The following is a 22,471-nucleotide window of genomic DNA, read 5'->3' as shown; positions in this document are numbered from 1 at the left end:
GGGTCGCCGTAGGGATCTTCGCTGGCTGGACGGACATTGCGACCGCGCAATTCGGCATCTTTTTCAGCTTGATCGCTGTTTGATCCCAAAAGTAAATCTTTCGCCTTTCGGAAAAATTCATCTACCATAATCTGTCTCCTGATTTAAGTTCATGTTTCCGACGTGCGCGATCGGCGTTATCCTCCGGGAAACCCGCTTTCTTATTTACACACGCTTTGCTATCTAGAGTGCTGGAGCTGCGGATGAAGTTATACCAGTTAGATCGCGACCTGAAGAACTCCCGTTATAGCCTTGGAATTGCCGATATTGTTGTGCTTGAGATTCCGGCACTCGAATTCCTTCTGATGGTGGAGTTACCCAGTGAGCGCGATTTTCAGCATCGCGGTAGTATACACGCCCGTTCTTGGAAAGATAGTACTTACCTTGCGCTCCTTCTTTTGAAGCATTCTTATGTTGGTTGTACATGTAGTAAAGTGCCGCAGCTCCCGCCAAAAGTGCCACTTTTTGCCCTGTACCCAAGCCCTTCTTAGCTTCGTCGGGTTGGTTTCTAGCGTTGCGATCGCTGACTGTTCTACCAACACTATCATCAACAGGTGGTGGTACTGAAGCGTTTCGGGAACCACCTCCACAGCTACTCAGCAAGGGTACGGTTAGCAATGCCGAAAGCAGCACTGCAAATAGACGCGAAACTATTTTACGTTCTTTATATATTGTGTTCATGGCATTTCATCATCACCTGTATTTGCTAAAAGCCTTGCTGTTGCAAAAACAAAGTTGGAATTCCTGTTATTTCGCGTGGAATGAAAAAACATCTACAACTCAATTTACAACTGCACAGCTACAGCGTTTCACTGTTATGATGAGCGATTTTCGCAAGTATTCCATCCTGCCTTTGAGAGAAACTGCATTCATCCTAAGGAAATATATTGTTGATTTTTTAATTAATCAATTTAGCCCAAACGCGGAAATCTTCAGCAATTTCTCGGTTATTTTTTCCGAGGAAATAAATTAAAAAGATACAGTTACTATGATGCTCTTTGCCAAAAAGTACACTCAATATGACATCACAAAAAACAGCCCAAACTAGAACTCGTCTCCTTTTGGCTTTGTGGGATTTGGGAGGAACGCAGCAGGAAGTTAAGAAAGGTCAACTAAGTGACCGAATGAAATCTAAGGGCAAAAAGGTCGCAGGTTATCCAGACATATTAGAGGAATTACAGAATCAAGGTGCGATCGCAATCTCCAAAAAAGGATACTCTCTGACATCTGACAAGGGTTTAGAGGTGTTGGGTGAAGGTTTGAGAAGTGGCGATTTTAAGTTTGAAGGGACGATTGTCGGTACTTGGGCGGCGAATGCGTTGGTGAAGTGGATTAATCAGATTGATGTGGCGGTAACTGGTGCAGATGTACCAGTGAATGGCAAGAGTGCGTTAGCGGAGCTTTCTAAAGGAATCGCATCTTACGACGAGTTTAAATCTGTTGCGTTGGAAGTCTACGACAAGCTGAACTATGAGTACAACTTTAATAATCTGGTGCCAATTTACCGCATTAGAAGAGGAATTGGCGATCGGGTGAGTCGTACAGAGTTTAATGATTGGCTGCTGGAAACACAAGCCGACGATATTTTGCAACTACAAGGCGGGAGTGTAGAAGACAGCGCACCCAACAAAATTGAAGATTCGGTAGCTACAGAATTAGATGGATTACGCTGCTACGCCACACGCCTAAAACCTTAAACCTTATTTGACTCCTCACACATTAATTTCACAATACTATGACTGTTACCACATCTACCATTGATGATCTGATTAAAAATCAAAATCCATTTGCAGGCCATATTGTTGTCAGGCCACCGCAAATATAGGGTAAAAGTTTTCCTGATGTTCCCTCAATTAATGCTCATGCTTCTAATGCAGTTTTTCATGCTGTTGATCAAGTCAGTAAAGGAAAACGTGAAACTGTAGGTATCACAATTACAGCAGAGAAAGGGTTAGGGAAAAGTCATATTATTAGTCGGATTCGCCACCGATTACAGACAGAAGATAGCAGCTTATTTATTTATATGAGTAAATATGATAACTTAAATCAAATTAAGTCTCTATTTCGGCAAAGTGTCGCATCTAGTCTCAGAGCTTTTGGTAGTCAAAAAGTAATGCAATGGCAGGAAATTGCAGCAGCTTTAATTAACGAAGCAAAACAGTGGAAATATACGCCTCAACAGTATATTAGTATGTATCCAGGTTGGTTGAATAAACACTCAACTAAGGCGATATTTCATTTAACAGAAAGTGTTCTGAAAGTCAAGCCCGAATTAACCAATCCTTACATAGTGAAAGCAATTTTGTGGACACTTTCTCCAGTCCATATTAATTATGCAAGTTATTGGTTATCTGGTTTGGAATTAGCACAATCACAAGCTGAAGCAATGGGGTTGCCAAATCCTAAAAGCGAGGATAGAGAAGCTGAAGCATTAAGCACTGTTCGTCAAATTCTAGATATCACTAGCTATTATAGAGTTCCAGTTATTTGTTTTGACGAATTAGATATTGCAGATGCTGCTGATAACGGATTTTTAGCTGCACAAGTTATTGCAAACTTAGTTAAGGATTTATATAACAGTCTTAAACAAGGTGTTTTACTGTTAGCAATGTATCCTCGTACCTGGGAAGACCAAATCAAGGCTTTACCAGAAGCTGAAGCAGTTATAGATAGATTAGTAAGTGAGCAAGCTGACAGACAGCCTATAAAATTAAGCTTTCTCAATTCTGATGATATCGTTGCTCTAGTCAGCCAATGGTTACAAGATTTTTATGAGGAACATCAACAAATCCCACCTCATCCTCTTTACCCATTTAATGAAACTAAACTCAGAGAACTTGGGAAAGAAAGACCTACTGTTAGATCAGTTTTGAAATGGTGTGCAGAGAATTTTACTTTGACTGATCCAGATAAAGCTAAAAATATCCATCCGGTTGAACCACACTTTAAGGCAGCAGTAGTAAATGTTGATACTGCGATCGATTTCATGATAGAAGATGAAGTGGCAATTGCTGCTGCTTTACGAGTAGCATTCGCTAGTTTAGCTAAATACACAGTAGAAGTAGAAAAAGTAAAAGTTGAAAAGGTCGAGGACATTTTAGCCAATAAAGCAGATCAAGGATATCTTAATTTCAGAATTGTTGGTAATAATGGAAAAGTTAAGATAGGAGTAGTTGTTATTCAACAATCCGGTGGAAAATTTATAGGTGCAGCATTAAAAAGACTAATTGAATACGAAAAGTTTGATCTAACTCGTGGTTGCTTAGTTCGTTCAAAGAAAATTAATCAGGGAGCTTCAGTACCTCAAGAATGTTTGAGAATTCTTTTGAAAAAGCGAGGTGGAGAATGGGTACTGTTACAGAAGGAAGATATTAAACCTCTTTTAGCTATCTCATCTCTTTACTATAACTGTATAAGTTACGAATTAACAGAAGAACAAATTTTTGACTTTATTAAACAGAAACAGCTAGCAATTAACAATCCTCTGATTCGAGAAATTTTAAGTGATCCTTCTAGGCAAGTACCTGATAATTTAACTGATGATAAATTACCTATTAGTATTCCTCAAAGTGTTGCTAATGCTGATAATATCAACCTAAATCTATAGCTAACTATAAATGAATCAGCAGTTTTCAATTCCAACAGCGCTGTGTTTACCCGTCCCTGACATTGAAGCTTTAATACAGGGGCGAACAATTGCAGCTTTACCCAAGATGTTTATTCGTCCTGGGCAAAGATTTGCACTTTATCCTACTGACTCTTCAGTTTCAATTAAAGCTTGGGCTAAATGTGAGCTTTGCCAAATTTTAGACGAGACTAAGCCATTAGATATTTTGTCTAAATTAACGATATGGACACCAAAAGGATTAAAGGAAATACTATAAAAACAACAGTATCTTTTCCTAGCTTACTTGCGCGTCTATCAGTTACCTCAGTTACAAGAAATATCAGTCAATCCCAACATTCAAGAAAAGCTAGGGAAAATTGTTAGTTTACCTAATTCTCTAACGGTTTCTGAAGCCAAACCTGTATTAAACGATCGCACCTTCACTGAACGCAAACGCCAATTAGAAAAGCTAGAACCCCCGCTACATCCTGAATTGGAAGAATTGCAGAGTGCGATCGCATCCCTTACCATTAGCCAACCAGCCGCGAAACAATTAGATGATGATATCAAAGTATTCTTAGGTTGGAGTAAGGATAAACCAACCAATTCATTAGATTTAGACTTACCTTGGATTCATAAAATTGCTGAAATTGGAAACTCTAGCGACGGACATACATTTGAAAAATTAGTTCGTAGGGGACTAAAATTAGGCTTTACAGGTTCAAGTCTGAATCCAGATGCAACAGGTGGCGCAGGAGGTATAGATTTTTATGCTGAACAACCTTATCCAATAGTAGGAGAGTGCAAGGCCACTAAGACTGAAAAAGTTACTGATGGTACACCTGCACAGTTACTAAAAATAGGTATGAACCATCTTGGTAAATTTCAATATGACAATTCTATTAAATTAATTGTAGCGGCCGGAGAACTAAATTTTTACGCCTTAAGAACAGCTACCGAAAATCAAATGAATGTTATTAGCCCTGAAACACTACAAAAATTAGTTGAACTGCAAGCACACTACAAAAATTCTATTAACTTATTAGAACTAAAAGAGTGTTTACAACAAGCTCCTTTTGGCTTGGCTGAAGATAAGATTAATACTTATATCGATAAAGTGAGACAGTCTATAAAGTTGCGTTCGCACATTATCCAGCTTGTCAAAAACTATTTAGAAAACTCAGGTATACAATCTGCTGGTGTTGAAGCTTTACACGGCGCTTATTTCAGCTCACATCCGCCACAGCCAATAAGAACAGCAGAAATGCACGAAATTCTGATAGAACTTTCCTCACCATTAACAGGCTATTTAGGACGAATAAAAGGCAGTGATTGGAATAGCGATCGCTTTTACTTTCTCCGTGACTTACCCATTAACTAAAGATAGTAAAATATATATCTTTTCTTTCCTCTGCCTTCTTTGCATCTTGGCGGTTCGTTTCAAAATAACTGAAGTGCGTAGGCGTAGCCCGCCCCAAGAGCATAAGAACCAGGAATTCGTAATTAACAGGATGTTTTAAAAGTCCTCTTAATTACAAATTACGAATTACGAATTATATAGTGAAGCATCCAAGACGGAAGATAAAACTTCTATCTAGGATGCTTCACAATAAAAAATTGTTGCTGATACAACAATTATAGACAAAATGTGATATTTAGACTAGAGCTATCAGCTAGCAGAAACGGTTAAACTGCCGGGTTTCTGAAGATCACCTTGCAAAACCACACCTCGCTGATTGGCATGGATATGACGCAAAATCTTGTAAATTGCCTCAACTTGCTCTGATGCGCCTGCTTTTTCGGCGAGTTCGTCAAGAGAAAGGGGAGTTTTTTCTTTTTGTAGTACTGCTACCACTCGTGTTTGCAAATCCAGAATGGAGGCGGCAGCTTTTTTGCCAGCTTCTACGCCTGGTTGATGGTAGGCGTTGACGTTGACTAAGCTAGCGTATAAACCAACAGCACGTTCATACAAAGCAATTAATGCCCCTACAGTTCGGGGGTTAACTTGGGGAATCGTGACTGTAATCGAATCGCGGTGATTTTCATAAAGCGCTTGTCGGGTTCCTTGGAGAAAACCGGAAAGATAATCGCCTGATGTAACTCCCGGATCTATTTCAGTAGATGGCCCCTGACGATCTTCCAACACTTCGATGAAGGTAGCAAAGAAATTCGCTACACCCTCGCGTAACTGCTGGACGTAAGCGTGTTGATCTGTTGAGCCTTTGTTGCCATACACGGCAATGCCTTGATGGACAACGTTGCCGTCTAAGTCTTTTTCCTTGCCCAAGGATTCCATCACCAGCTGTTGCAAATAGCGACTGAACAAAAATAAGCTGTCCTTGTAAGGTAGGACAACCATATCTTTTTCGCCCTTTCCGTTACCAGCAAAGTACCAAGACAAAGCAAGCAAGGCTGCGGGGTTATTTTTCACATCTGGGACGCGGGTAGCGTCATCCATTTCTTTTGCGCCATCTAGCATGGCCTGAACATCAATGCCCTGTAATGCGGCTGGTACTAGCCCCACAGCAGACATTTCTGAGGTGCGTCCTCCTACCCAGTCATACATGGGAAATCTGGCTAGCCAACCTTCGTCTTTGGCCAGTTTATCGAGATTGCTATCAACGCTGGTAATTGCTACCGCATATTGAGCAAACTCCAAATTGTGTCCGGCGTAGGCTTTTTTAACTTCAATCATGCCGTTACGAGGTTCCGGTGTTCCTCCAGATTTGGAGATCACCAATACCAAAGTGCTGGCGAGGCTATTTCGCAGATAATTGATAACGCGATCAATACCTGCCGGATCGTTATTATCGATAAAGTGAAGTTTCAGGGGCGGGAAATCAGGAGCAAGGGCTTCCGCGACGAATTGGGGGCCGAGGGCGGAACCACCAATGCCAATGGAAATAATATCCGTGAAGCGGCTTGCTCTGGGAGGATGAATAGCACCTGTTTGGACTTTTTCCGCAAAGGCTTCGATTTGTTCTAGGGTTTGGACTATTTCTTGTGTAAGTTCTGGAGCTGGCGCTAAATCAGGATTTCGCAGCCAGTAGTGTCCAACCATGCGCTTCTCGTCAGGATTTGCGATCGCACCCTTCTCCAGTTGAGCCATATCCGCAAACGCCTTGTCAAACTTCGGCCGCAACGAATCCACAAAGGCATCATCGAACCGGATTCGACTTATGTCTAAGTACAGTCCCAATCCCTCGTGGAAATATAACCAGTTTTGGTATCGTTGCCAAAGTGCCCTAGCATCCATAGGGAAATCTCAAATAAAGTGTTTTTCAAAACCAGTTTAATGTAAGGTTATAGCGATCCCTGCCTAGCCTTATACAGTTTACAGTTTTAAGTGTTCCCTTGACTCTTCACTTTAAACATCTGGCATAGGGATGACACGCAGAAATTTCACAATTTCACCCCTGATTTCTATACCAATCAAGTAATTATCGAGGGTAAAGCGGTGAAAAATGCCTTCACTATCAAGCTGTCGCAGTTCTTTTAAATCGCTCAACTGCCACTTTTGGGTTAACTCAGTAAACACAAAATCATACACCCGCTCGTAGGCCGCAGGTTCTAAATTCTTCAGGTCTAGCAAAAAAGACCTTGCATAGCGCATTTCCAGACTCACTAGGCGTTACCTTAACCAAAACTTGAGGGGCCAGAAAAGAAAGCGCTGCTGAATCAGAAAAACATCAACAATCTTACCGCTTCTTCATGGGTTAAGATATCCCACGGTTGCTGCGATCGCTTGACTTGTTGTATCGCTTTGAGCATATAAAAGTCATAATGTAAAGCTTCGAGAACATCCCAAATATCTTGCAAATCGTCATCACCTAACTGCTCGATTAAGTGATGCATTCTCAGTCGCAGCAAATTCATACGTCAATTATTCCTTACTGGAAACACCAACAATAAATAGTATTCCCAAAAATTAGCTCCGCTCAAGCTACGCTAAAATTTATTCGCTTAGGGAGTGGAAACTAGGGAGTAGAGAGTAGGGGAACAAGGAAAATAACTATTCCCCATTCCCCACTCCCCACTCTCCATTCCCCACTCCCCACTCCCCATTCCAAAACATGGTTGACTATCTCATTTTCTTAGCAATTTCTACAGCACTTTTTGCTCTATTCGCATTAGGACTCAATTTACAGTGGGGCTTTACGGGGTTAATTAACTTTGGTCATATTGCTTTTATGACCCTTGGCGCATATACAACCGTATTGTTAAGCTTAAAGGGCGTACCCTTACTGATATCGGCAGTAGCTGGGGCAATTGTCGCCGCCTTGTTGGGTTTGATAATTGGTTTTGTAACTCTCCGCTTACGGGAAGATTATCTAGGAATTGTCACTATTGGTACGGGCGAATTAATTCGTTTGGTGGTAAATAACCAGGAATTACCTGTGGGTGACACCTGGATTTCTGGGGCGTTTGGTGTGCAAAGTTATCCTATACCCCTATCCACAGAGCCGAATTTGTTTGTCAGGTTTGTGATGATTGGACTTTTGACACTGCTGGCTGCTGTAACTTTCTTTACGTTGTGGCGATGGATTCGCACCACCCAAATATCTCGGACTACTGATTTAGGCAAAAGGACAACTAGCAAACAAGAATTTGCATCACGTTTGGGTGTGGGAATTGTTTTAGCAGTTTTGGCAGCAGCGATTTATATTTCTGGGGTAATCGGATTGTATAATTACAACCCAAAAGCGGGTTTAATGCTGGTGCTGCTGTTGGTTTTAGCATTTGTATACTGGCGCTTAGAAATTTTGGTGCGATCGCCTTGGGGTAGAATTCTCAAAGCCATCCGTGAAGATGAAGAAATTCCCAAGGCGCTGGGAAAAAATGTCTTTTGGTATAAATTACAATCTCTCATGTTAGGGGGTGCGATCGCAGGTATCGCCGGTGCTTTCTTCGCTTGGCAACTGGGCGCCATTTACCCTGATAATTTCCAACCGCAGATCACCTTTGACACTTGGATTATGGTGATTTTAGGTGGTTCTGGTAATAACGTTGGCACAATCTTAGGTGCGGTAATTTTCTTTGCTTACGATGCGCTGACGCGGGAAGTTTTACCCAGAATCGTCACCCTTGATGAAGCTCGTTTGGGTGCATTTCGGATCATGGTAATCGGACTAATTTTGATGATACTGATGATTTGGCGACCTCAAGGTATTCTAGGGAAAAAGGAGGAACTCACCCTTGGTAAATAACTATTCATCACCACTTCCCCTTTTGGTAGCTACTGGACTTTCTAAAAGCTTTGGTGGTATCAAAGCAGTTAATGAGGCGAAAATCGAAGTTGCTAAAGGCAGCATTACGGGCTTGATTGGCCCCAATGGTGCTGGTAAAACTACTTTATTTAACTTACTTTCAAACTTCATTCGCCCAGATAAAGGACGAGTGATTTTTGACGGCGAACCGATTCACAATTTGCAACCATATCAAATCGCCCAACAGGGGGTAATCCGCACTTTTCAAGTTGCACGGACTCTCTCCCGGTTGTCGGTGTTAGAAAATATGCTGCTGGCGGCGCAAAAACAAACTGGTGAAAATTTTTGGCAGGTGCAGTTGCAACCGCACGTTGTAGCTAAGGAAGAAAAGCAACTGCAAGAGCGGGCAATGTTTCTATTAGAATCAGTAGGGTTGGCAAAAAAAGCAGACGATTATGCTGGTGGCTTGTCTGGTGGACAACGTAAGCTGCTGGAAATGGGACGGGCGTTGATGACTAATCCCAAGTTAATTTTGTTGGATGAACCGGCGGCTGGGGTGAATCCGAAACTGATTGATGATATTTGCGATCGCATTATCACTTGGAACCGCCAAGACGGCATGACTTTCTTGATTATTGAACACAATATGGATGTGATTATGTCCTTGTGCGATCGCGTTTGGGTACTTGCCGAAGGACAGAATTTAGCCGACGGTACGCCAGCAGAAATTCAAACTAATCCCAAAGTTTTAGAGGCGTATCTAGGAAAATAATACTGTGCTTTGAAGTTTCTACTGACCATATATTGGGTAATAGATAAGCTAAAAAACATCTAATTTGCATAATCGAATTAAACATAACTCTTGTGGGGTGGCCATCTTGCCCGCCCAGCTTATGCAATTTAAATGTAAAACAGCTTATTACGTTTAAATCGGTTTGAGAGAAAGTCGCACACGGTGTCAAATCTTCTGAAATTTGGCTCTTGTTAAAATCGAGTTGCACATTTAAGTGGAAAAAGCTTTTTATGTCAATGATGACACTCAGAGATTTAGAGCAAGTTCAAACCGCTTTTACCGAAGCAGGTTTAGATTACCAGCTGGAACTCGAAAATGGGAAAATTTCAATTATGGGCCCGTCAGATATTGTATCCAGCGAAATCAGTAGTCGTCTGATCGCCTTTCTCTTTGCTTGGATAAATCCTCGTCGCTGGGGAAGAGTATTTGATTCTGCCGGCGGTTTCATCATGCCAGATACAAACCTCAAAGCACCCGATGTTTCTTTTGTTCGGGCTTCCCGACTTCTCCAAAGTCCTCGTTACTTTGGAGAACTTGTCCCTGACTTGGTGGTAGAAATTAAATCTCAGAGCGATAAAATTAAACTTATAGCAGCCAAAATTCTGAAATTTATAGAACTAGGAGCGATCGTCGGCATTCTGATTGATCCTGATGAAGAGACAGTTACAATTTATCGCTCTACAAGCGAACCGACAGTTTTAAAAGATGGCGATATCTTAACGATACCAGAACTTTTTCCTGGTTGGGAATTGCCTGTTACTGAATTGTGGCCTCCTATCTTTACCGAGGAAGAAACACAAATTTAGTGAAGAACTTTGGTAGCTACTCGCTAAACAATTTCAAGTGAATTTTGTTGGATGAATCAGCATCCGGGGTGAATCAGAGGTTTATTTTTTAATCTTCGTTATTTTCTGCAAAATTGACTTGCTCATAAAGGTCGCGCAATTCAATTTGAAAATCAAGTGTTTGCAGTGATAAAGTTGCAGATTCATCTTCAATTTCAGTAAATAACCATTGACTTTCCGCAGTTTTTATATACTGCATTACGTGATACTGATATTGGTCAATTAAAATATATTCCTTGAATTCTGGAATAGAACGATAATAAAGAAACTTATCGCCTTGGTCATAATTTTTAGTCAATTTAGATAAAACTTCAGCAATTAACATCGGGTTCATAACCGTTGTTGTGCTGGTTCCTGTATAAATAGGTTGTCCCTCAATCACCATCACATCAGGATATGTCTGCTGACGATAACGGGGTATCCACAAACGCACATCATCAATATAAACATCATAATTCTTGCCTTTCAAACCAAACTTCAAATAAGCATAAAAGTTGCCTGCAATTTTATTATGATTTGTAGTGCCACCCGTCATCGGTACAATTTCTCCATCACGATATTCGCTTTTATATTCTGCCTTTTCTTCAATTTCTAAATACTCTTCAGGTGTGTAATATAATTTTTGTGTTTCTAACTGCATAAATATACGACCTATAATTGTGCGGTTGCTTATTCATCTTTCATATCTATGTTATACGCCAATAAACCCCATTCTCTCGCTGCATTAACTGGCAAGCAATCAACTCCCGTCGCAGGGTTGCACAGTCAATATGGTAGCGTTTGAGAATATCATTTACCAAGCGTTCAGGGTAGTTGACTCCTACATCAAACTGGTTTGCTAACCACTTAAGAATAACTAGACGCTTTTTCCGACTAGCAGGAATTTCTTTGAGGCGATCGCCCTCGAAATAGTTTTTCAATACTTTGCTTTCCCAAGCCTCAGTATCCACATCCTCAATCAAGGATGCTATTTTCTCAGGTGTGAAAATTTCCTTGCTAATGCTTTGCAAAGCCTCACTATCCAACTGGTACAGACGGCTATTACCTTCAGGGCGCATTGTCACCAAATTTAGCTCTTTAAGTTTCGCTAAATGATGAGATACCGTCGGTTCCTTGAGTTGCAGTAGCACCGCCAATTCTTCGACGCTGCACTCCTGATTCCCCAAAATACCTACAATCTTCAATCGGCTATCATCCGCTAATGCCTTGAAAAAGCGGAGTAAAATGTTAAATTGCTCTGGTTGCATAACTAACTTCTAATTAGACACGTATCTAATTAGAAGTATATCTAATTGAAAAGCTCAGATCAATGAGTAGGGGATCTTACTTGTTGTTCAATTTAACTAAACTGTTCCTCTGCATCAAGGTTAAATAACATTTGCAAAGTTTGCATACAGCGCCGTCTGGCTTCCACATCTTGCTGCGATCGCAATTGCACCATCGGGTCATGTAAAATTTTATTGACAATTCCCCGTGTTAATGCCTCAATTACTTCTTGATGTTTTTCCGCGAATTCCGAACCCAATCTCGACAAAGCTTTTTCTAACTCTTGTTCGCGGATGGTTTCGACTTTATTTCGCAGACAGCTAATAGTGGTAACAGTTTCAAGAGAGCGCCACCAAATATCAAAGGCTTCCACTTCTTCTTCTAAAAGTCGCTCGGCTTCCTGTGCAATCTTGCGACGGCTTTCGTAGTTTTGCGCTACTACTGCCTTCAAATCATCCACATTAAACGCTTGCACATTAGCCAATTCATTTACATCCGCATGAACATTACGCGGCACAGAAATATCAAACAACATTAAAGAGCGCTGAACTTCTAAAACCATTTCCAATTTGGCACGGTCAAGTATTGGCTCTATTGCTGAAGTACTTGTAAACACCAAATCACTATCGGCAATTACGCTCATCATTTCCGATATTGGATGAATTTTGATCGATTGTTGAGGGAACAGCTTTGCTAATTCTTGGGCGCGATCGCGAGAGCGATTTACAATACTAATTTCCACAGCACCTTTAGAAAGTAGGTGTTGCACCAGCAGCCGCGACATTTTACCAGCACCCAGAATTACCACTCGGCAAGCTGCTAAATTTGCTACTTTTAGCTGCGCTAACTCTACAGCAGCTGAACTAATAGAGACAGCGCCAGTACCAATACTAGTTTCAGTGCGAACCCGCTTACCAGCTGTCAGCGCTTGTTTAAATAATCGATTCAAAATGGTTTTTATACCGTTATATTGCTGTCCCAGTTTGTGAGTAGTTTTCACCTGAGCCAGAATTTGACCTTCTCCGAGTACCAGACTATCTAAACCACCTGCTACCCGCATAACGTGCATCACTGCATCATCATGTAGCAGCATAAACAAATGCTGTCGCAGAGAAAGCACGGGTAATTTACTGTATTCTGCAAGAAACTGCGTTATTTCCCGGATACCTTGGTCTGCTTCACTGGTAACAATGTAAATTTCCAGGCGGTTACAAGTACTAAGAATTGCAACTTCGTCAATATGGGGATAGCTGGCCAGTTGAGCGATCGCACTTTCAATTTGTGGTTCTGGAATGCTCAGTTTTTCCCGGACTTCTACTGGGGCTGTTTTATGGCTTAACCCCACCACTGCTATATTCATTTGCTAAATCGTAGTTACTAGTTGGTAGTTGAGAATAGGGCATTGAGTGAGAAATAGGGAATGGGGAATTTTTGTTTATTGGTTGATAGTTTTTCCAACCAATAAACAATAACTAATCACTAAATACTAACTACTAACTAGTGTAACAATGAAGCATTTTGGTGACTATTTTTCCATTTTATAGAAAGATTTATTTCCAAATACTTCACCCCTACTTTTACCATTCCCCATTCCCTAAAAATTAGTTCAATTGGAGAGTCTTGGGTTCACCAAACATGTGAATTGTATCAACAAATCGAGCCGTTTTCGATTGGTTAGAAATTACCAAGCTTTGAGTTCTAGCTCCGCCGTTGAAGAAACGTACACCTTCCATCAGATTACCACTGGTAATGCCGCTAGCAGCGAACAGAACAGTTTGACCAGATGCCAATTCATGAGCATCATAGACCTTATCAGGGTCATTGATATTCATAGACTTTAAACGATCGATATTGGCTTCTCTGCTTTCTCCAATCAGACCTGTTTTTACGACTGCTGGATCGTAAATCAGTTGACCTTGGAAGTGTCCACCCAAAGCACGCATTGCAGCTGCCGAGATTACACCTTCAGGAGCCGCACCGATACCCATCAGCGCGTGGATATTAGTTCCAGCAAAACCACAGCTGATGGCTGCACCCACATCACCATCTGAAATTAGGGCAACTCTCGCTCCAGCCTCACGGATTTCTTTAATTAAATCGTTGTGACGTTCGCGCTTCATGACCACGATCACAAGTTCTTCAATCGAGCGATCTAGACACTCAGCGAGAATCTTGAGGTTTTCTGTTGCTGACTTGTTGATGTCTACCTTGCCCTTAGCTGCGGCAGGTGCTGCTAACTTCTTCATGTAAAAGTCAGGAGCAGCAAATAATCCACCCTTTTCAGAAATTGCCAACACAGCCATTGAACCAGGTTGTCCATAAGCTACCAAGTTCGTACCTTCACAGGGGTCAACGGCGATGTCAATTTCAATTAATTCATCAGGGTTACAGAGAGCTTCGGCATTTGGTTGAGTACAAATACCAACTTCTTCCCCGATGTATAACATAGGCGCGTCATCGCGTTCGCCTTCCCCAATCACAATGCGACCACGCATATAGATTTTATTCATCCGCTCCCGCATAGCTTCCACAGCTACCTGGTCAGCGATGTTTTTTTCGCCTTTACCCATCCACTTTGCGGATGCGATCGCGGCTTGCTCTACTACTTCAATAATTTCTAAACCAAGTGAATTTTCCACAGAGTCTGCCCTCTCAACTGCTTGAATTTCTGCCGCTTTATCTGGCTATTTCAGTCTTCAAGTCTACCAAAGGGCGGATACACCTGGAAGAAAGTTAAGTTTTACTGCTAACTCGTTAAAAAAGTGCCATTTGTGACATTGTTTTTTGATCATAACTATTCCAGCATCAAGCGTGTTCAAAAGTAACTAAGTTTTGAACTGGCACAAATGGATAGCAGTGTATATCTAGAACATTGCTTTTCTTCAGTGTTTATCTTTAGGTATAAAATAATAAAGAAAAAAAGCTGGTGAGTTTACTCAAAACTAAAGAGCAAGCCAGAATGACATTAAGAGGTTAATCGTGTTTATCGACTACATCACACTAATGTTGATCAATATGGTAGCTGGGCTATTTCTACTGGCTGACTATGTGTATCGTGGTATAGATAGTTCTAATCAAAGACAGTGGATTCCTGGTTTCGGGATTACAGGTGCGATCGCACTCACAACTGGTTTACACATGAGCTTCACCTGGCCAGTAATGGGTAGCTTTAACATTGCCTTCGGTGAAACAAGTGTCTTATTTGGAATCTTGTTTGTGGCAGCTGCGATCGCCCTGTCTGTGGGTTGGGATTTATTGACAATCGCAATTTACGGTTTTTTTGCTGGTGTAGTTGCGATCGTGGTGGGTATCCGCATCATCAACCTGAATTTAACAAAACAACCGCTTTTGTCAGGAATCGGCTTTATTTTAACCGGATTAGCTGGTATTTTTGCAGCGCCGACTCTCTATTGGAAAAGCAATCGAACCTGGCGACTAATTGGCGTAGCAGTGCTGATAGTAGCCGCTCTAATTTGGGCATTGACTGGATATTTGGCTTACTGGAGTCATTTAGAGGGTTTCCAAAAGTGGGTTCCAGCCCGAATGCCGTAATCAATGCCAGCAATGATCTAGGCTAGAGAAATAGTTAAAACCTTGCTTAAGAAAATATGCTGGACTTTCTTAATCCCCTTTTAAATCGCCATCCAGAGCGAGTCAAAGCCAACGTCGAACTTTACACTTGGCTTACTTGTCCTTACTGCATTCGTGCCAAGATGCTGCTGTGGTGGAAAGGTGTAAATTTTACCGAATATAAAATCGACGGCGACGAAGCAGCCAGAGCTAAAATGGCAGAACGCGCTAACGGACGCCGTAGTGTACCGCAAATTTTTATCAATAACCAGCACATTGGCGGCTGTGATGATCTTTATCAACTAGATACACAAAGTCAACTCGATCCCCTTTTAGCCCAAGCCACTATTTAACAATAGGATTAGCCCCCAATGGTTGGCTTGATGATGCTAAATTTAAGAATTTTGATTTGTTATAGCCCTAGACTTATAGTTTGCGGGCTATGTACTTTTTTTATGGTTCGATGAGCGTGTCGCTCATCCACGGGCGACCACCCGATAAAATATGTTGAAATCTTTATATAGATTAGAGGATGTTAACTAAGTATACAGAATATCTTATACATCAACAATGGATGAGTTCTGCCCTAGAACTAGCAAAAGCAGCAGGTGATACAGGTGAAGTCCCTGTAGGTGCTGTTATCATTGATTCGACAGGCAAATTGCTAGCACAAGGAGAAAACAGAAAAGAGCGTGACAAAGACCCTACCGCTCATGCGGAAATTCTCGCTCTCAAGACGGCTGCAAAAACTTTACAAAATTGGCATCTTAATGAATGCACCCTCTACGTAACTCTCGAACCTTGCCCGATGTGTGCAGGTGCGATCGTCCAAGCGCGTTTAGGCCTACTTGTATATGGAGTAGACGATACCAAAACTGGCGCAATTCGTACAGTTATTAACATACCCGATAGCGCTGCTTCTAATCACCGCTTACAGGTAATCGGAGGCGTTCTAGAGTCAGCTTGTCGTGAACAATTACAGGCTTGGTTTGCTACTAAGCGGTATCAGGTAAACTAACAGACAGAGGTAGAACTGTCCATCTAGTACCAGACAAGTCACGCAAGAGAATCTACGGTGTAACTAATCAGACTTTTCGTTAATTTTACCCGTCAATCAGCTGCATCCGTCATGATGGAATTTTACTCTTCATCCGATACCTGCCAGCATCCAGCAGCAAATCCTCAGGTAGCTTCTACTACCTCAAGGGTTTCTCCTTGGTTAAGTCCTCTGGCATATTTATTAGGGCGTCACTGCCTATTACCATTATTCTTTGGGCAAATTAGAATAACCGGACAAAAAAATATCCCTACAACTGGGCCTGTGATCTTCGCGCCTACTCATCGGGCGCGTTGGGATGCATTGATCGTACCCTACGCTACCGCTAATTGTCGGAGCGAACAAGACCTGAGGTTTATGGTGACTATTGACGAATGCCAAGGTTTGCAAGGCTGGTTTGTCCGACGTTTGGGGGGGTTTCCGATAAATTCTAAGCATCCGTCAATCCGCACGCTGCGACATGGAGTTGAGCTACTTCAGCAGAAAAAAACCTTGGTTATCTTTCCAGAAGGTAACATTTTTCGTGATGGCCAAGTTCACCAATTGAAGGCTGGAATTGCTCGTCTTGCTTTGAGTGCTGAATCTAGTCATTCTGATCTGGGAGTGAAAATTATACCCATAGGCATTAATTACAGCCAACCTTATCCAAATTGGGGTACAGATGTGAGCATTCACATTGGCTCCGCAATCAGAGTAACGGATTACATGAGTGGCTGTATAAAACAAGATGCCAAAAGCATCACAACTGATTTAGCAAAGGCACTGCAACAATTAAGTCATCAAGAAACAAAAATTACTAATCGCGCATTTGCAGAAATTACTAATACTTGATCTCGTCAAACGTCAAGAGTCCCAAGGCTGGCTCTTACCCATTGACTATTAACCGTGCATGATTAAGGAACTGGACATTTTCAAGGTTTGACACTAATTGCTAACTGCTATATTCACCCTGAGTAAGTCACAAAATCTTAGTGCTATTTTGGAACCTTTGAGGATGTATACATATAGATTACCCTCTATTAACGGGATGTTTAGCCAAATTGGCATTTTTTTGAGCCAATAGCTCATAATTGTCTCGAAAATACTGAATTGCTTGATGATAAATATTCTTACTATTTGGTCAGAGAGTTAAATGAAAGCCTTTAGATTTACCCTGATCTTGTAACCATGACTGGTAAAAACAAAATTTTGGGAAGCGCGGACTGTGGACATCGCCATGTTTAAATAGTTTGGTGCGATGGCGTTTCACGCCTGCTGAAAGCGATCGCAAATAGTTCAAGCAGCCTGGAAAGATTCTCGTGCCGAATATCCTACTCAACCTGAGATAATTAAAGCATTGCAAAGTCGGTAGCAAGACAGATGGTGAAGCAGTCTAAATCCTTTTCTCAAATCAACTTTTCGCCAGCGCCTTGTCAAACTACTCCCAAGCTGCTTGCTGGTAAACCAATGATTAAAAAATCAGAGGAATTAACGCGATCGCTGATAACGACGATTTGAGTTAATTAGTATACAGGGGCATGGGAACTCTATTAAACCGATTTTCAGTCTAAATCAAAGAAACTTAGGATGCAGCTTTGCTTTGTCCAAGACCAAAACAGAGTTAAGATACCCGAAGTTTCCATAAATTTTCTGTATAGTCGTTGCACTACTTGACCCCATGAACACTGCTGTAGCTGTTACCTTGATGCGCCGTACTCTTTTATCAGTCATAGCAGTCCTCAGCCTGCTATCACCTGTGAATGCTCAGGTATCACAGTCACCAGGCACTACTAGCCCACAACCCATTGACCCCAACGATCCTAATAACCTGCGCCCCATAACCCAAAGTAACAGCCTTTTGAGCATTGAAGGTGGCGATCGCTTAGTGAAAGAGGCAGATCAAGCCGTTTCTGCTCAAAACTACCCCTTAGCTGCTAAGAAACTGCAAGAAGCACGCCAGGTTTATAATCAGCTATCTAATTTTTATCAAGAATTAAACTCTAGCTTTTCGGGAATTGACAATAGAGTTTCTGATTCTCAGCGTCAAAAAGCTCTAGTAACAGCGCAAAAGCGAGATGAAGCCACCTTTCAGCTAGCATTGGTACATCGCGCACAAAATCAGCCAGAATTAGCTGTACCGTTGTTGATTCAAATAATTAAGAGTCAAAACCCGACGCGGGATTTAGGTAAGAAAGCCTATAAACAGTTGTTTGAGTTGGGTTTTGTTGATTCTCCCTATCCTAGAGAAGGTGGTAGTTCATCTTCCTCATCCCCAAAAAAATAAATTAAATTTTTCTTGTCTGTTTTTCCCCATCTCCCCGATTTCCCCCTCTCCCTGAGCAGCAGCTTGAGAATGTCCTAGTGCTAGGATAGGATTATCTGCCGTAGCTTTGAGCGATCGTCCTCAAAAATCCACCTCAGAGGTGCGTTTATTTCTAGCCTTGCCAAAACCTGAACTTGGCACAGGCATTGCTCCATATCTGTTAATAATAGAAAAGTAAGTTTTTTCAGGAATAGCGATGATTAGTCCGCAGCAGGTTGAGGCAATGATCAAGGCGGAACTGGCAGACGCCCAGGTTCAGGTGCAAGACTTGACTGGTGGCGGTGACCACTATCAGGTAACAGTAGTTTCATCGCACTTTGCAGGCAAGGGACTAGTGCAACAGCACCAGTTAGTTTATGGTGCTTTGGGGCAAGCTATGTCAACTGAAGCAATTCATGCCTTGGCAGTAAAAACATATACTCCTGAATCTTGGCAAGCAACACCAGCTTCGTAAACATAGAGTTAGGAATTAGCAGTTAGGAGTTATGAATTTTTAACTTCTCACTCGTCATTGTTGAATGTAACATAGGAAACACAAATACCATGACACCAGAACTCAAAGAGAAAATTGATAACTTGCTACAACAGAACAAGATTTTGGTTTTCATGAAGGGAAACAAGTTAATGCCCCAATGTGGTTTCTCCAACAACGTTGTGCAGATTCTCAATACCTTGGGAGTTCCCTTCGAGACAATTGACGTTCTCTCAGACTCTGAAATCCGCCAGGGAATTAAAGAATACTCTAACTGGCCGACAATTCCCCAAGTGTATATCGATGGTGAATTCCTTGGCGGTTCTGACATTTTGATTGAACTGTACCAAAAAGGTGAATTGCAGGAAAGGGTAGAAGTAGCACTAGCCTCGTCGTAATATTTCTTTACGCAAACCAGAGGATATGCTGCTAAATTTGCGCTTTGCGATCAAGGCAATTTGCCATTTTTAACGTCCTTGAAAGGTCAGAGAAATAGTATCTCCCCTTTCAAGGGTTTTTTTATGGGTTTATGAAAAAAATACTTAATCTGTGTTGGAATTGATTTCAGGGCTAGTCAAAAATCCCCTCAGTCGGATTGGCAAGACCAATATAGGTCTGAGGGGATGCGTTTTATCAATACAATACAATATTTCCAAAATCTCACACCACGGTACCAGTTGACCAATACAGATAATATGCTATAATTATCTGCGGTAATTAACGGTTACTATCAACGACTAGGTAAATAGTACTTAGTAGTAATCGTGTTGTGGCTGTGGTTGTGGCACTGCAAAATTTGATCCATCGTACAAGTAGCGGCTGGCTTCCTCTTCTAAGCGATGAATCAGAAAAGGTTCAAGAATGTTGCCATGTCTTAGTGCGGCTAGATATCCATCCAAATACATCCGCATATCATCCGTGCGATAACCGCGATTCCATAACTCGACGAAGGCGTCGGTGAGTCTTTGGTAATAGCGGATACTTTGTGTGTCTTGGAGCATAACTGCTGTATTAATCTCTTTGGAATGAGAATTGTAAATGATTCACGCTCAAATGTGAAGTGTAATTTCACTTTGGCATCAACTCAAAGTCAATACATCTACTTTCGGCAGTATCCTCCTAGCAGCTACAAGCTACTTTAATCCTATTCCAGAAAACATCGATTCTAGTTATCTGCTAAGTTCTTTTTATGATTTTCATAGTAAACAGCCCAATTGTATTGGTGATATATTCGTGGGTGTAGGGACTAATTTCTGCAATTATAGAATCCACTTTTATCATCAGGCTAAGAAACTGTTGTGGTAATAGCTATCTGCTTAGGCTATAGTTTTTGGCAAGATGATATCCATCTAAAAGCAGAATGTTAAGCTAGAAGAACTTTTTATAAGTTTAACAAGACTTTCGATAAATTTAATAAAAATTTAATAATATTTCTAATCGCCTTCGGCAAGGCATAAATTCAAAGATATTGCCACTCTTTTATGAGGAAATGTAAAGTTAATCGCTATTGAAGTAACAAAGGCTACAAAACCTTAGAGATGGGCTTGTTACTTTGAAAGTCATCGACGCTAAGGGGTCTTGCCACCGTGGGTTCGGTTTGTATAGAAATCATTGAGGGGAATCCCCATCTGAGGTCGTTGTTGGGTTGGCACTTGCAACAACTGGAATACCGTGTGCATCAAGCTGCCAGCATTTATCAAGCAAGGGAAGTATTTTTAAGCCATCAACCAACACTGGTAGTTTTGGATGCAGACTTGCCTGATGGTGATGGCATCGAGTTTTGTCGTTGGTTGCATCGTCAGCAGCAGCCTCTAATCTTAATGCTATCTGCCCGTAATAGTGAAGGTGATATCGTCGCAGGTTTAAAGGCGGGTGCAGATGATTATCTGAGCAAACCTTTTGGTATGCAAGAGTTTTTGGCACGGGTAGAGGCACTAATTCGCCGGAAGCGCACACCTACAGCACCAGCTTATTTGGATTATGGCACTTTGCAAATCGATTTAGTTCAGCGCCGTGTCCGCTTCCAGGGGGAGTTCATTGACTTAACCCCCCAAGAATTCAGTTTGCTGTACGTTTTGGCACAAGCTGGGGGAGTGCCTCTGAGTAGGTCAGAATTGCTGCGCCGTGCTTGGCCTGACGCTATCGATAACCCTCGTACCATTGATACTCACGTTTTATCGCTGCGGAAAAAGGTTGAACTTGATCCTCGCCAACCCAACTTGATTCAAACTATCCGCAATGTAGGATACCGTTTTAACATGGAAATTTTGAATACCAATATTTCACAATCACAAACAACAAAGTTAGCTAGAGAAAGATTTAATAATCAACGTTCAACGCTTAGTAGTAGTGTGTGATGGGAATAGGGAGTAGGGAGTAGGGAGTGGAAGATGAGGGAGATGAGGGGACAAGGGGACAATTCTTAACTCTTAACTCTTAACTCTTAACTCCTAACTCAGCATTCAGCACTCTTAATGCCCAATGCCCAATGACGATTGAGTAATTCAAAATTTAAAATCCAAAATCGTCTTTAGCTTCTGCTTGAATTAAACTTTCTCGTAATTCAACCCAGTTTATTTCAGAGACTCTTTGATTTGCCAATAAATGACCTTGCTGTAGGTGTAATAACCGAGTGCAAAACATCTGGGCTAGTTCCAGTTGGTGGTTTACCATCAAAATCGTGGTTTGATGAGTTTGACTCAACTGGGTTAAGACTTGCATTAGATGAGAAGCTGTACCAGCATCAAGGGCAGAGGTTGGCTCGTCTAATAATAATATTTTAGGCTGGATGACTGAAGCACGAGCGATCGCTATTAGTTGTCGTTGTCCAGCAGAAAGTTGCACCTCAGTTCGCCCCAACCATTCATTGGAAATGTGCAGTTGTTCTGTGCAGTGATTGACTCGTTGCTGAATTGTCTGTTTGGACAAACCACGCAAAACTAAAGGATAAGCCAAGGCTTGCCCAACTGTCATCCCCAACAGTTTCGATTCTTGCAATACAAGTACAAGCATTTGGCGTAGCTGGATGACAGGAATTTGGCGATATTCTTGGTTTTCTAGATAGATTTTGCCACTACTGGGTTCAATGAGGCGGTTGAGGAGGCGTAATAACGAAGTTTTCCCAGCACCTACTGGCCCTACAATTGCCAGTCGATCGCCCTGGAATATTTCCAAGGAAATATCTTGCAATATGGGGTATCCTTGCTGATTGCCTGGAAGTTGGGTTTTCAGCTTTGTAAACAGATTAACTTGCTCTAGCTTGAGTGTGGTTGCTGTATTCAAGGGAGTGGGGAGTGGGGAGATGGGGAAGCAG

The 22,471-nt window shown here is 41.6% G+C and carries 23 protein-coding genes and 2 pseudogenes; 15 read left to right on the top strand and 10 right to left on the bottom strand.

Annotation, left to right across the window (positions count from 1 at the left end):
• Positions 1–222: 222 nt before the first annotated feature.
• Entirely contained in the window at positions 223–720 is a 498-nt protein-coding gene (locus ACFFAP_RS20150; protein ID WP_375512870.1) for a hypothetical protein, read from the bottom strand.
• A gap of 338 nt (positions 721–1,058) precedes the next feature.
• On the opposite strand from ACFFAP_RS20150, the gene ACFFAP_RS20145 reads away from it, so the two are divergent.
• The 3 genes and pseudogenes from ACFFAP_RS20145 to ACFFAP_RS20135 all read left to right on the top strand — a co-directional run bounded on the left by ACFFAP_RS20145 (position 1,059) and on the right by ACFFAP_RS20135 (position 5,027).
• A complete protein-coding gene (locus ACFFAP_RS20145) occupies positions 1,059–1,736 on the top strand; it encodes a hypothetical protein (protein WP_375512869.1) in 678 nt (225 codons plus the stop codon).
• Between the two features lie 38 nt (positions 1,737–1,774).
• Positions 1,775–3,646, top strand: a pseudogene (locus ACFFAP_RS20140) (hypothetical protein).
• Between the two features lie 10 nt (positions 3,647–3,656).
• Positions 3,657–5,027, top strand: a pseudogene (locus tag ACFFAP_RS20135) (DUF1802 family protein).
• Between the two features lie 288 nt (positions 5,028–5,315).
• On the opposite strand, the gene ACFFAP_RS20130 reads toward ACFFAP_RS20135, so the two are convergent.
• From ACFFAP_RS20130 to ACFFAP_RS20120, 3 genes are all read right to left on the bottom strand, one after another.
• On the bottom strand, positions 5,316–6,902 hold the full coding sequence (locus ACFFAP_RS20130; RefSeq protein ID WP_375512868.1) for a glucose-6-phosphate isomerase: 1,587 nt from the start codon (positions 6,900–6,902) through the stop codon (positions 5,316–5,318).
• A 111-nt stretch (positions 6,903–7,013) separates the two neighbouring features.
• On the bottom strand, positions 7,014–7,271 hold the full coding sequence (locus ACFFAP_RS20125) for a cytotoxic translational repressor of toxin-antitoxin stability system (RefSeq protein ID WP_375512867.1): 258 nt from the start codon (positions 7,269–7,271) through the stop codon (positions 7,014–7,016).
• Positions 7,272–7,324: 53 nt separating this feature from the next.
• The gene (locus ACFFAP_RS20120) at positions 7,325–7,522 is read right to left on the bottom strand and encodes a hypothetical protein (protein ID WP_334744016.1); all 198 of its coding nucleotides are present in this window, start codon (positions 7,520–7,522) and stop codon (positions 7,325–7,327) included.
• A gap of 197 nt (positions 7,523–7,719) precedes the next feature.
• Here ACFFAP_RS20120 and ACFFAP_RS20115 point away from each other — a divergent pair, with 197 nt between their 5' ends.
• The 3 genes from ACFFAP_RS20115 to ACFFAP_RS20105 all read left to right on the top strand — a co-directional run bounded on the left by ACFFAP_RS20115 (position 7,720) and on the right by ACFFAP_RS20105 (position 10,452).
• Positions 7,720–8,853: a branched-chain amino acid ABC transporter permease gene (locus ACFFAP_RS20115; protein WP_375512866.1), complete on the top strand. Its 1,134-nt coding sequence runs from the start codon at positions 7,720–7,722 to the stop codon at positions 8,851–8,853.
• Positions 8,843–9,625, top strand: a complete 783-nt coding sequence (locus ACFFAP_RS20110; protein WP_375512865.1) for an ABC transporter ATP-binding protein — start codon at positions 8,843–8,845, stop codon at positions 9,623–9,625. Before ACFFAP_RS20115 ends, ACFFAP_RS20110 begins: the two co-directional genes overlap by 11 nt.
• A gap of 251 nt (positions 9,626–9,876) precedes the next feature.
• Entirely contained in the window at positions 9,877–10,452 is a 576-nt protein-coding gene (locus ACFFAP_RS20105; protein WP_375512864.1) for a Uma2 family endonuclease, read from the top strand.
• 88 nt (positions 10,453–10,540) lie between these two features.
• On the opposite strand, the gene ACFFAP_RS20100 is transcribed toward ACFFAP_RS20105, so the two are convergent.
• The 4 genes from ACFFAP_RS20100 to glpX all read right to left on the bottom strand — a co-directional run bounded on the left by ACFFAP_RS20100 (position 10,541) and on the right by glpX (position 14,396).
• Positions 10,541–11,131 (bottom strand): Uma2 family endonuclease, encoded by a 591-nt coding sequence (locus ACFFAP_RS20100; RefSeq protein ID WP_375512863.1) that lies wholly within the window; start codon positions 11,129–11,131, stop codon positions 10,541–10,543.
• A gap of 46 nt (positions 11,132–11,177) precedes the next feature.
• Complete coding sequence (locus tag ACFFAP_RS20095) at positions 11,178–11,738, bottom strand: metalloregulator ArsR/SmtB family transcription factor (protein ID WP_375512862.1); 561 nt, start codon at positions 11,736–11,738, stop codon at positions 11,178–11,180.
• A 92-nt stretch (positions 11,739–11,830) separates the two neighbouring features.
• Positions 11,831–13,117: a glutamyl-tRNA reductase gene (locus tag ACFFAP_RS20090; protein WP_375512861.1), complete on the bottom strand. Its 1,287-nt coding sequence runs from the start codon at positions 13,115–13,117 to the stop codon at positions 11,831–11,833.
• Positions 13,118–13,358: 241 nt separating this feature from the next.
• Positions 13,359–14,396 (bottom strand): class II fructose-bisphosphatase, encoded by a 1,038-nt coding sequence (glpX, locus tag ACFFAP_RS20085; protein WP_375512860.1) that lies wholly within the window; start codon positions 14,394–14,396, stop codon positions 13,359–13,361.
• A 340-nt stretch (positions 14,397–14,736) separates the two neighbouring features.
• Here glpX and ACFFAP_RS20080 point away from each other — a divergent pair, with 340 nt between their 5' ends.
• The 8 genes from ACFFAP_RS20080 (at position 14,737) to grxD (ending at position 19,556) form a co-directional block, all read left to right on the top strand.
• Positions 14,737–15,309, top strand: a complete 573-nt coding sequence (locus tag ACFFAP_RS20080) for a DUF981 family protein (RefSeq protein WP_375512859.1) — start codon at positions 14,737–14,739, stop codon at positions 15,307–15,309.
• Positions 15,310–15,365: 56 nt separating this feature from the next.
• The gene (gene grxC / locus ACFFAP_RS20075) at positions 15,366–15,680 is read left to right on the top strand and encodes a glutaredoxin 3 (protein WP_375512858.1); all 315 of its coding nucleotides are present in this window, start codon (positions 15,366–15,368) and stop codon (positions 15,678–15,680) included.
• 179 nt (positions 15,681–15,859) lie between these two features.
• Positions 15,860–16,345 (top strand): tRNA adenosine(34) deaminase TadA, encoded by a 486-nt coding sequence (gene tadA / locus ACFFAP_RS20070; RefSeq protein ID WP_375512857.1) that lies wholly within the window; start codon positions 15,860–15,862, stop codon positions 16,343–16,345.
• A 111-nt stretch (positions 16,346–16,456) separates the two neighbouring features.
• The gene (locus ACFFAP_RS20065) at positions 16,457–17,215 is read left to right on the top strand and encodes a lysophospholipid acyltransferase family protein (protein ID WP_375512856.1); all 759 of its coding nucleotides are present in this window, start codon (positions 16,457–16,459) and stop codon (positions 17,213–17,215) included.
• Positions 17,216–17,743: 528 nt separating this feature from the next.
• On the top strand, positions 17,744–17,881 hold the full coding sequence (locus ACFFAP_RS20060) for a hypothetical protein (RefSeq protein WP_375512855.1): 138 nt from the start codon (positions 17,744–17,746) through the stop codon (positions 17,879–17,881).
• 160 nt (positions 17,882–18,041) lie between these two features.
• Positions 18,042–18,647 carry a hypothetical protein gene (locus tag ACFFAP_RS20055; protein ID WP_375512854.1) on the top strand — a complete coding sequence of 202 codons (606 nt, stop codon included), beginning with the start codon at positions 18,042–18,044 and terminating at the stop codon, positions 18,645–18,647.
• A gap of 235 nt (positions 18,648–18,882) precedes the next feature.
• Positions 18,883–19,140, top strand: coding sequence for a BolA family protein (locus tag ACFFAP_RS20050; RefSeq protein ID WP_375512853.1), 258 nt, complete (start codon positions 18,883–18,885; stop codon positions 19,138–19,140).
• Positions 19,141–19,229: 89 nt separating this feature from the next.
• Entirely contained in the window at positions 19,230–19,556 is a 327-nt protein-coding gene (gene grxD / locus ACFFAP_RS20045; protein WP_375512852.1) for a Grx4 family monothiol glutaredoxin, read from the top strand.
• 354 nt (positions 19,557–19,910) lie between these two features.
• Here the strand turns inward: grxD and ACFFAP_RS20040 are convergent, their stop codons facing one another.
• Positions 19,911–20,159: a DUF6761 family protein gene (locus tag ACFFAP_RS20040; RefSeq protein ID WP_196523077.1), complete on the bottom strand. Its 249-nt coding sequence runs from the start codon at positions 20,157–20,159 to the stop codon at positions 19,911–19,913.
• Between the two features lie 585 nt (positions 20,160–20,744).
• Between ACFFAP_RS20040 and ACFFAP_RS20035 the strand changes: the two genes are divergently transcribed.
• Entirely contained in the window at positions 20,745–21,515 is a 771-nt protein-coding gene (locus ACFFAP_RS20035) for a response regulator transcription factor (RefSeq protein WP_375512851.1), read from the top strand.
• A gap of 154 nt (positions 21,516–21,669) precedes the next feature.
• Here ACFFAP_RS20035 and ACFFAP_RS20030 read toward each other — a convergent pair whose 3' ends face one another.
• Positions 21,670–22,440 (bottom strand): ATP-binding cassette domain-containing protein, encoded by a 771-nt coding sequence (locus ACFFAP_RS20030; RefSeq protein ID WP_375512871.1) that lies wholly within the window; start codon positions 22,438–22,440, stop codon positions 21,670–21,672.
• Positions 22,441–22,471: the final 31 nt, after the last annotated feature.

Source organism: uncultured Nostoc sp. (genome assembly GCF_964245575.1).
Lineage (GTDB): Bacteria > Cyanobacteriota > Cyanobacteriia > Cyanobacteriales > Nostocaceae > Nostoc.
Note: the sequence above shows the minus strand (reverse complement) of the source record. Positions and strands in the feature narration are given on the sequence as shown.

Coding starts and splice junctions, on each gene's coding strand:
- ACFFAP_RS20150 (WP_375512870.1), bottom strand. CDS start 720: ATGAACACAATATATAAAGAACGTAAAATAGTTTCGCGTCTATTTGCA.
- ACFFAP_RS20145 (WP_375512869.1), top strand. CDS start 1,059: ATGACATCACAAAAAACAGCCCAAACTAGAACTCGTCTCCTTTTGGCT.
- ACFFAP_RS20130 (WP_375512868.1), bottom strand. CDS start 6,902: ATGGATGCTAGGGCACTTTGGCAACGATACCAAAACTGGTTATATTTC.
- ACFFAP_RS20120 (WP_334744016.1), bottom strand. CDS start 7,522: ATGAATTTGCTGCGACTGAGAATGCATCACTTAATCGAGCAGTTAGGT.
- ACFFAP_RS20115 (WP_375512866.1), top strand. CDS start 7,720: ATGGTTGACTATCTCATTTTCTTAGCAATTTCTACAGCACTTTTTGCT.
- ACFFAP_RS20105 (WP_375512864.1), top strand. CDS start 9,877: ATGTCAATGATGACACTCAGAGATTTAGAGCAAGTTCAAACCGCTTTT.
- ACFFAP_RS20100 (WP_375512863.1), bottom strand. CDS start 11,131: ATGCAGTTAGAAACACAAAAATTATATTACACACCTGAAGAGTATTTA.
- ACFFAP_RS20095 (WP_375512862.1), bottom strand. CDS start 11,738: ATGCAACCAGAGCAATTTAACATTTTACTCCGCTTTTTCAAGGCATTA.
- ACFFAP_RS20090 (WP_375512861.1), bottom strand. CDS start 13,117: ATGAATATAGCAGTGGTGGGGTTAAGCCATAAAACAGCCCCAGTAGAA.
- grxC (WP_375512858.1), top strand. CDS start 15,366: ATGCTGGACTTTCTTAATCCCCTTTTAAATCGCCATCCAGAGCGAGTC.
- tadA (WP_375512857.1), top strand. CDS start 15,860: ATGTTAACTAAGTATACAGAATATCTTATACATCAACAATGGATGAGT.
- ACFFAP_RS20065 (WP_375512856.1), top strand. CDS start 16,457: ATGATGGAATTTTACTCTTCATCCGATACCTGCCAGCATCCAGCAGCA.
- ACFFAP_RS20060 (WP_375512855.1), top strand. CDS start 17,744: ATGGTGAAGCAGTCTAAATCCTTTTCTCAAATCAACTTTTCGCCAGCG.
- ACFFAP_RS20055 (WP_375512854.1), top strand. CDS start 18,042: ATGAACACTGCTGTAGCTGTTACCTTGATGCGCCGTACTCTTTTATCA.
- ACFFAP_RS20050 (WP_375512853.1), top strand. CDS start 18,883: ATGATTAGTCCGCAGCAGGTTGAGGCAATGATCAAGGCGGAACTGGCA.
- grxD (WP_375512852.1), top strand. CDS start 19,230: ATGACACCAGAACTCAAAGAGAAAATTGATAACTTGCTACAACAGAAC.
- ACFFAP_RS20040 (WP_196523077.1), bottom strand. CDS start 20,159: ATGCTCCAAGACACACAAAGTATCCGCTATTACCAAAGACTCACCGAC.